10 protein-coding genes are annotated in these 8,389 nt (G+C 36.3%); 6 read left to right on the top strand and 4 right to left on the bottom strand.

From position 1 onward, the window contains the following. The 6 genes from K2N75_RS00685 to K2N75_RS00660 all read left to right on the top strand — a co-directional run. The coding region (locus tag K2N75_RS00685) for a hypothetical protein (RefSeq protein WP_300119717.1) at positions 1-582 on the top strand (582 nt) is incomplete at its 5' end. Beyond that, the gene (locus tag K2N75_RS00680; protein WP_297680249.1) at positions 569-1,615 is read left to right on the top strand and encodes a glycosyltransferase; all 1,047 of its coding nucleotides are present in this window, start codon (positions 569-571) and stop codon (positions 1,613-1,615) included. The genes K2N75_RS00685 and K2N75_RS00680, both read left to right, overlap by 14 nt. A gap of 121 nt (positions 1,616-1,736) precedes the next feature. Then, on the top strand, positions 1,737-2,123 hold the full coding sequence (locus tag K2N75_RS00675; RefSeq protein WP_297680251.1) for an FkbM family methyltransferase: 387 nt from the start codon (positions 1,737-1,739) through the stop codon (positions 2,121-2,123). Further along, complete coding sequence (locus K2N75_RS00670; RefSeq protein WP_297680252.1) at positions 2,092-2,247, top strand: hypothetical protein; 156 nt, start codon at positions 2,092-2,094, stop codon at positions 2,245-2,247. Before K2N75_RS00675 ends, K2N75_RS00670 begins: the two co-directional genes overlap by 32 nt. A 48-nt stretch (positions 2,248-2,295) precedes the next feature. Next, complete coding sequence (locus K2N75_RS00665; RefSeq protein WP_297680253.1) at positions 2,296-3,375, top strand: glycosyltransferase; 1,080 nt, start codon at positions 2,296-2,298, stop codon at positions 3,373-3,375. Between the two features lie 2 nt (positions 3,376-3,377). Continuing rightward, positions 3,378-4,367, top strand: a complete 990-nt coding sequence (locus tag K2N75_RS00660) for an alpha-1,2-fucosyltransferase (protein WP_297680254.1) — start codon at positions 3,378-3,380, stop codon at positions 4,365-4,367. A 718-nt stretch (positions 4,368-5,085) separates the two neighbouring features. Here the strand turns inward: K2N75_RS00660 and K2N75_RS00655 are convergent. The 4 genes from K2N75_RS00655 to K2N75_RS00640 all read right to left on the bottom strand — a co-directional run bounded on the left by K2N75_RS00655 (position 5,086) and on the right by K2N75_RS00640 (position 8,386). Further along, a complete protein-coding gene (locus K2N75_RS00655; protein WP_297680255.1) occupies positions 5,086-5,307 on the bottom strand; it encodes a hypothetical protein in 222 nt (73 codons plus the stop codon). A 10-nt stretch (positions 5,308-5,317) separates the two neighbouring features. Then, complete coding sequence (rny, locus tag K2N75_RS00650) at positions 5,318-6,889, bottom strand: ribonuclease Y (protein ID WP_297680256.1); 1,572 nt, start codon at positions 6,887-6,889, stop codon at positions 5,318-5,320. 304 nt (positions 6,890-7,193) lie between these two features. Next, the gene (locus K2N75_RS00645) at positions 7,194-7,820 is read right to left on the bottom strand and encodes a 5-formyltetrahydrofolate cyclo-ligase (RefSeq protein WP_297680257.1); all 627 of its coding nucleotides are present in this window, start codon (positions 7,818-7,820) and stop codon (positions 7,194-7,196) included. Next, positions 7,802-8,386, bottom strand: a complete 585-nt coding sequence (locus K2N75_RS00640; protein WP_297680258.1) for a hypothetical protein — start codon at positions 8,384-8,386, stop codon at positions 7,802-7,804. Before K2N75_RS00640 ends, K2N75_RS00645 begins: the two co-directional genes overlap by 19 nt. Between the last annotated feature and the right edge of the window lie 3 nt (positions 8,387-8,389).

Raw genomic sequence — 8,389 nt, 5'->3', positions numbered from 1 at the left:
CCCCACCCCCCCCCCCCCCCCCCCCCCCCCCCCCCCCCCACCCCCCCCCCCCCCCCCCCCCCCCCCGCCCCCCCATATTTGGAGTTTGGTTCAGGAGGTTCAACCTTTTTGGCGTTGCTACAAACACAAGTCCATATTGTCAGTGTAGAATCGGATAAAAATTGGATAGAACATTTAAAAGGTTGGAAAGTGATAAATGAGGCTACAAAAAGAGGAGCATTAGAGTTTGTATCCGTAGATATTGGACGCACAGGCGAATGGGGTGTGCCACTTGAAATGGAGAAAAAATCGCTTTTTCCTCATTATTCTGCGCAAGTGTTTGAGAAATACACAGATTTTGATATAGTATTTATTGATGGGAGATTCCGCGTGGCTTGTCTTTTGCAAACTCTTTTGCATTGTCCTAAGCACACAAAGATTCTTATGCACGACTTTAACAATCGCCCTTTTTATCATCAAATCTTAGAATTTGTGGATTTTGTAGATACTTGCGATACTTTAGCAGAATTTAAAATAAAAGATAATATTGACAAACAAAGGCTTTTAGTGCTTTATGAGGAGTATAAATATGTCTGGGAGTGAAATAAGACTAAGCATTATTATGCCAACTTACAATAGGGAGGCGTATATAAGGGAAGCGTTGGATTCTGTTCTTATGCAAGAGAGTAGCTATCCTTATGAGATTATCATCGCAGATGATTGCTCCACAGATGATTCTCTGAAAATTGCACAAGAATATCAAGTGCGCAATCCTAATAAAATTAAGATTTTGCCTAGCTCCTCTAATCAAAAACTTTTTAAAAATATCGTGCGTGTGTATGCGGATTTAAAGAGTGATTATTTCTGCATTTTAGACCCTGACGATTTTTGGACAGATAAGCACAAGATTCAAAAGGCGTTGGATTTTTTAGAATCTCATAAGGATTTTACTGCTTATTTTGGCAATACTGCTTATCAGTATGAGATTGACGATGACGCACAAGGTGAGCGTCCAGATTTTTATTTCAAACACGACACACCTTTTGAAGGGAATTTTGAAGAGTTTTTAAAGGGCAAATCAATGTTTGGGCATACTTCTAGTGTCATTTATAGGAATGTGTTTTTTAAGAATGGTTTGCCTCCTATTTTAGCAAATGCGAAAGGGACGCAAGAAATATCATTTCGTGCCGATAGCTTTAGAAACTTTGCGCATTTGTCAAAAGGCAAGTCTTATTATTCGGGGGAAAGGGATTCTGTCTATCGGATTGTATCAAGTGGGATATGGACTTCTTTAGATTTATATGAACGCACTTTCATTGGGTCAATATTCTACAAAGATATGTGGTTTTATTTTGATAAGCAATACTTAGAAATGCTTGTCTTTTCTCAAAGAGAATATCGCAAATATTCTCCCCTCAAATACCTCCAAAAATTAAGAGAGAGAGAGAGTTCTCCATTATTAATAGAAAGAATCCAACAATGCGAGGAACTAGAGAAGCTATATGAAGAAAACCTTTCAAGTATCAATGCAAAAATCTATCAAAAAGCAAAATTGAAATACAAAATATTTTTGTGGATATATGATAAACTGCGCAAAAAATTATCCAAAAAAGGTTTGATTGTATGGGGCTTATAAAATCCATTAAGAAAAGAATTAAAAGACATAAGGAAAGAAAAGAGAATCGTAAGTTTAAAAATGATTTGCAAAACAATATGCAATCTTTAGACATAGGAAATTTACTTCTTGGATAGAGAAAATGATAGATAAAAATATCATTGATGTTGGCGGATATATCGGAGATAGCGCACTTATTTTGCAACAATACACCCAAAAGAAAGTTTATTCTTTTGAGGCTTTATCGGATAATTATGATTTAATGCGTCAAACGATTGCTTTAAATAATGCCAATCGTATTATTCCAATCAAAAAGGCACTTGGAGCAAAATTTGAAAAAGTAAAAATCGCTAGATATGGCGCAGGTTCAAGTATTGTAGTCCATCATAATCAAGATTTTGAGGAAGCAGAAGTGATTACTTTGGATTCTTTTGTTCAAGAGCACAATGCAGTTTTTGCAGGGTGCGCTAGAGACAATAAAATCTCAAAAAACCACAATGCTTGTGAGTATTTATCATCAAGCAAGTGATTTTTTTGGAATCAAACCTTTTTTGGAGGATTTAAACTTGGGATATACCTTCAAGGCGTATAAGCCCATAGACGGGAGTGTCTCTGGAGAGACTTGTTTGTTTTGTGAAGTAGTAAAGAAATAATATGGTATCATTCGCACATTATTTGTAAATATCATAAGGATTGGCTGTATGAATAAGCCTAAAATTTCTATTTTAGCACCAAGCTTCAATCATCAAAGATTCATCGGTAAATTTATAGAGTCTGTCCTAGCGCAAAAATTTAGCGATTTTGAGTGTATTATCGTAGATGATTGTTCCTCTGATGGTAATGTAGAGGAGATACAAAAATACAAAGATTCCAGAATTAAGCTTATAACGCATTCCTATAATTCAGGCATTAATGCTGCGCTTAATACTGCCTTTGAAAATGCAAAGGGCGAGTTTATTGTATTTTGTGCAGGTGATGATATGCTTAAATCAAATGCTCTAGAAGTGATTTATCAAAATTTTTTAGACAATCCAAAGATACTCGCGATTTATTCACAAATGACGCGCGTAGATTGTGATGACAAAGAGATAGAGGAACTTGAGTCGTTTAGTTTGGGGAAGTCAAGAGCGGAAATTTTACATAGAATCTTTATGTTCAATAATTGTATGTTTTCTCCGGGAATGGCTATGCGTAGGGAAGATTTTGCGAGGATTCTCTATCCGCTTGATAATGCAATGTGCAATCACCAAGATACTCAAATGCACATTAAAATCCTACTACAAGGAGAGATTCTAATTTTAAAGGATTCTTTGGTGCGGTATAGATTTGACGCAAATGCTAGTAATATTAGCTTCCAAGATGCAACCGCTAGCACACGCGAGAGGCTAGAGATAGCCTCGCTTATGGATACATTTTTAGAGTTAGAGGATATGGGGTTGTTAGAATCTATCTTTGCCAAAGAAATTGCCCAAACAGGTTTGCAACCCAATGTGACAGCGATTCCTTACTTTTTGGGCAAAATGGCGATTCTCTCAGACGATAGAGCAAGGCGGGATTGGGGCTATCATCAAATAATGAAATCTTATAACACAAAAGAAAAAGCACAAAATCTTTTTGAAACTTATGGTTTTACTTTTAAGGAGTATTTAAGTATAGCTCAATCCTGCATAGAGGATAAAATGACAAAAAAATATAAAAAATACAAGAGAGCTTTTAATACTGCTTTGGCAGTATCAGTGTGTTTATCTTTTTTTATTATAGTTCTTTTAATAAAGGGATAAGAGTGAAAGATAATTTAGTGATTATTAGAGTAGATGGCGGGATAGGAAGTCAAATTACTTTTATTACACTTGGGCTCGCATTTGAGGAAAAAGGTATAAAAGTCAAATATGATTTAAGCTGGTTTGAGGAAAGCGGCAAAAAGTTTTTCAATCCAAGTGTAGGTTATGATAAAGACTATGATATAAACTTTGATATTCCTAAAGCCTTCCCTACTCTATCCCTTGAGATTGCAAGTAAAAGAGAAATAGAGCATTATAGGAAGCATTATTATATTGATGATAAAGATGTGATTATGTGTAAGCCTCCACTTTATGTTGGAGGATATTTAGGTAGGGTATTTGATGTGCGTTATGCTCCACTTTTAAGAGAGCATTTTAAACCACAAGAATTACAAGAGAGCAACACACCTTTTGCCGCATTGCTCCAAGAGATAGAATCTTCTCCCTCTCCTTGTGGGGTGCATATCAGGCGAGGGGATTTATCCCAGCCTCATATTGTTTATGGCAATCCTACGAGTAATGAGTATTTTGCCAAAAGCATAGAGCTAATGTGCCTTTTGCACCCACAAAGTAGCTTTTATCTCTTTAGCGATGATTTAGCTTTTGTCAAAGAGCAGATTGTCCCACTACTTAAGGGTAAAACTTATAGAATCTGCGATGTTAATAATCCAACTCAGGGATATTTGGATTTGTATCTTTTAAGTCGGTGTCGTAATATCATCGGCTCACAAGGAGGTATGGGAGTGTATGCAAAGATTCTCTCTCCTTACAATCCATTATTGGTTTCTCCTCGTTATCGTTCTCTTTTTACAGAAATACAAAATATAATGTGCGTGAATTGGGGAGAGAGCGTAAAAGTTGCACCTTTAGTCTATACTCTCCCACATCATCTATCCTCAAAAGAAATGGGCAGGTTAATTTGCTCTTATATGAGAAGAAAGGTAATGCAAGTGTTTGAAAAGTTTAAAATAAAAAGGTTTATAAATAACTGATATTAAAGTGCTTAGATTTAGCACAAATGGAATCTAGATGAGTAGGTGTAAATAATACTAAATTCTCTTAATAAATTTAACTCTTAACCATAAACAAGATTTTAGAATTTATTTGAAGTTTTTATATAAATCTTTAAATACCTGATAATATTTCCAAGATTCTATTTCAGGTTGTTTGCGTCTTAAATCTTACAAATCTTTTTAAGATTTTTGGAGAGTTGTGTGCGCGATAAATTAATAAAATAAAATTGATAGTTGTGCGGAAATGAGTGATTTGGTCTAAAAAATACACTCTAGAAATTTTACAAACTTTTTGAGAAACATATTAAATACCTGCAAAAATATCCCTTTTTTAATAGGGGTGATTTTGCTGTTGTATTTTATTGATTTCAGATTATTGTCTGATGAGCCATCATCTTCAAACGAAAGATTCTTGATTATAGTATGTTACACAAAAACTAATCATAGCTAAAATTCCTAGTTCAAAAAGAAAAATTCATCAGCTATTAATCTATGCAATGCTGATGATATAATGATTTCACATTGTGAAATTTGCTTGAGAGTTTGTAAAGGATTTTGGAAAACATCAATTATAGTTGATGTTTTAATGCTTTTTTGTAAGGCACTCCAAAGAAAAAGATAATTCAATATGATAAGGTATTATTCCAACTTTATATTTTTTCTCCGAAGCATCTATTGACGTTGAGTCCCCAAATTTTTAGCGGTGGCTTATTCCAAGTGTCCTTAATTTTGATGAAAACTTAAAAACATCACGATATAAAAAACCATCTAATGGGCTACCTATAAATACGGCTTCACAATTTTCTGGTGATGTTTGTATGGGATTTATATCAAATAAATTCGCTATATTGCGATTAAACATATCCCCAAATTTTTTTTGGTCAGGGTTAAGCCAGTAGAAAACATTAATGTTTTTCATTGCTACTCTTTTACTCTGCTACCGCATAAGCTCTTGTTTCGCGGATTACGCTAACTTTGACTTCACCCGGATACTGCACTTGCGATTCTATGTCTTTTGCAATTTCTTTGGCAAGGAGATAGGATTCCTCATCACTAATATCGTCTGATTTGACAATCACACGCACTTCGCGTCCCGCATTTATCGCATAAGCGTGCAAAACTCCCATTTTGGAAGTGGCGATTTTTTCTATTTCACTGACGCGCCTTAGATAGTTTTCTAGCACTTCGCGTCTAGCTCCCGGACGCCCAGCAGAAAGAGCATCTGCCGCACAAACTGCTGCAGCTTCCACACTTTTAATCTCCTCATCGCCGTGATGAGAAAGAATCGTATTAAGCACCACAGGGTGTTCATTGTATCGTCTTGCAATCTCCGCTCCTAATTCTACATGTGTGCCTTTAAAGTCGTGTGTGCGGGCTTTGCCAATGTCGTGTAGCAACCCAGCGCGCGTGGCAAGCATACAATCCCCGCCAAGCTCTGCTGCAATAATTCCCGCCAGATTCGCAACCTCCAAGCTATGCGTGAGGGCATTTTGCCCATAGCTTGCACGATAGCGCAGTTTGCCAATGAGTCTTTTAATCTCTGGGTGGATTCCATTTAAGCCCAAATCCAACACGACGCGTTCGCCCTCTTGATAGACATTTTCTTCAAAATCGTTAAAGCATTTTTGATAGATTTCTTCAATCCTTGCAGGCTGAATCCGCCCGTCTTCTACTAGGCGATTGATAGTTTCCACCGCAATAGCGCGTCGGTAGAGGTTGTGGGAGCTTACAATAATCACATTGGGCGTGTCATCAATGATAATATCCACCCCGCAAATCATTTCTAGGCATTTGATGTTGCGTCCCTCCTTGCCGATAATTCTAGCTTTCATATCATCACTTGGCAAGACGATTGTATGAATCAAACGTTCTGCGGCAAACTCTCCTGCAAAACGCGAAGTTGCAACTGCTAAGATATAATTTGCTTTTGCCTTTGCTTCTTCTTTAGCGCGGAGCTCCTCTTCTCTAATGATTTTGGCACATTCGCGTTTTGCTTCTTCTTTTGTGCGTTCTAAGAGCATATTTTTGGCTTCATTTTTGGTGAGATAAGCGACTTTGGATAGATTTTTTGTGATTTCTTCTAGCTTTTGTTGATAGGTATTTTTGAGTTTTTTTAGCGCATTTTGTTCCTCAAAAAATGCGTTGCGGTCTCTGCTAAGATTTTGTTTTTCATTATCTAGCCTACAAAGTTCTTTTTCAATGCGTTGCGATTCTCTTAGTTTTTCTTTTTCAAAATTCAATAAATTTAACTCGTATTCCTTGAGGATTCTTGCGCTCTCTTTGTCGCATTTTTCTTTTGCTTCTATTTCAATATCTTTTGCTTTGATTTTAGATTCTTGGAGGAATTTTTCCGCCTCATACTCTATTGCCTTTGCCTTTGCTTTCGCTTGTTCTAGTAGCACTTTGGAATCCGCACGCGAGAGTTTGCGCGAGATGAGATAGCTACCACCTCCTGCAAGCAAAGCCGAAATAACGGAACTTGTAATAACCCATATAACCATTTTGTATCCTTAAAACTCGCTAGGAAAATAAGGGTAAAATAAATTTTTATTATGATTTAAAGAAATTTGATTTAATTTTATAATTTATTGTCCTAGCGCGGTTGATTTGATGTTTTTGTTGATTTTGGTTTGATATTCCAAATCTTTTAAATTTTAGAGTTTAATTTTACTCTTTTTTGTTAATAAAAAGTTTAAGTGGCTTAAGAGTCGCGGGATTCAACATTTTAGATTCGTGCTTTAGCAGGTGTAAATATTCGCACAAAAGCGCATTACAGATTCTTTGAGTTTCGCCTAAGTTGCTGCACTATGAAAAAGGGCGAATCCAAAAGGATGCAAAGTCGCGCTTATCCATCGTTTGGTGCGGGGTGAGATAACAATCTCCTCTAATATCGTGGGATTCTGTGATAATTTGCGGGGCGAAATTGAAATTGCGCGAAACGAAAATTATCTTTGGAATCTTTTTAGGATTATTGCCAAAGAATCTATCATACATTCCTTTGCCAAATCCTATGCGCCGCAACTTTTTATCCACACCAAGCACAGGAACGATAGCACAATCCATTTCAGCCAAAAACTTAGAATCGCTAGGTTCATACACGCCAAAAGCTTGTTTTTGTAAAGGAAGTCTATACCGCACTGCCTTGAAACTCTCTCCACCCATTTTGGGTAAAAAAATCCTTACATTTCTTTTCTTGCGATAGAATCTTAAAAGTTTCCTTATGTCAAACTCTAGGGCAAGCGGAGAATAAAAAAGCAAGTTTATAGGGCGTTTGGAGTGGAGTTTGTGGAATCGCAAAATGGAATCTAATTGCGCTTTGAGTTTTTTTTGTAATTTGTAATCCTTAATATAGGCTTGGTTGGAATGGCAAATTTGGATTAAATTTGCTTTGAAAATCTTGCGATAAGAAGCTTTTAAGGCTTGAGATTCCATTTATTTGTCCTTGTTTGCCTAAAGGCACAAAAAAGTGTTAAAAACACAGCGCATTGTAGCAAAAGTAGCAAAAAATGTATTGCATAAATCTGCGATTCCTTTTGCGAGATTCCAAAAAATTCTAAAATTGTGTAAAAGATAAATGCGATTCCAAGTCCCAAAAGATAGCCGATTTGTTTGCGTTTGTCTAGTTGTGAAAGAATGAATTTGCGTGGGAATAATAGTGTTTCGGTGCGTCCCAAATAATCTCCAAAAATAAAGCCTATTTGATAAAGCGTATAAACAATCAGTGCGCCAAAGAAAGTATCAGGAAAAAGAATATAAGCAAAAAGATAGAAAAAAGGTAGAATCTCTAACCCTAAAAGAACCTTTTTATAGGATTTGAGGTTCAAGAGTTTGGTATAAAAAAGCGTTAAGACAAATGCACCAAGTGCGAGTGCGATTCCGCCTAGCGAATAAATTTTGGGGTTTAATGGAGCATAAATCGTAAAAATCGTTCCTAAAGCCACTCCCAAGAAAAGGGAGTTTAGAAGTTTGTAAGCAAGATAGAATCGTAAAGCAATCATTGG

This window comes from Helicobacter sp. (assembly GCF_029067145.1).
Taxonomy (GTDB): Bacteria; Campylobacterota; Campylobacteria; order Campylobacterales; family Helicobacteraceae; genus Helicobacter_D.
Note: the sequence above shows the minus strand (reverse complement) of the source record. Positions and strands in the feature narration are given on the sequence as shown.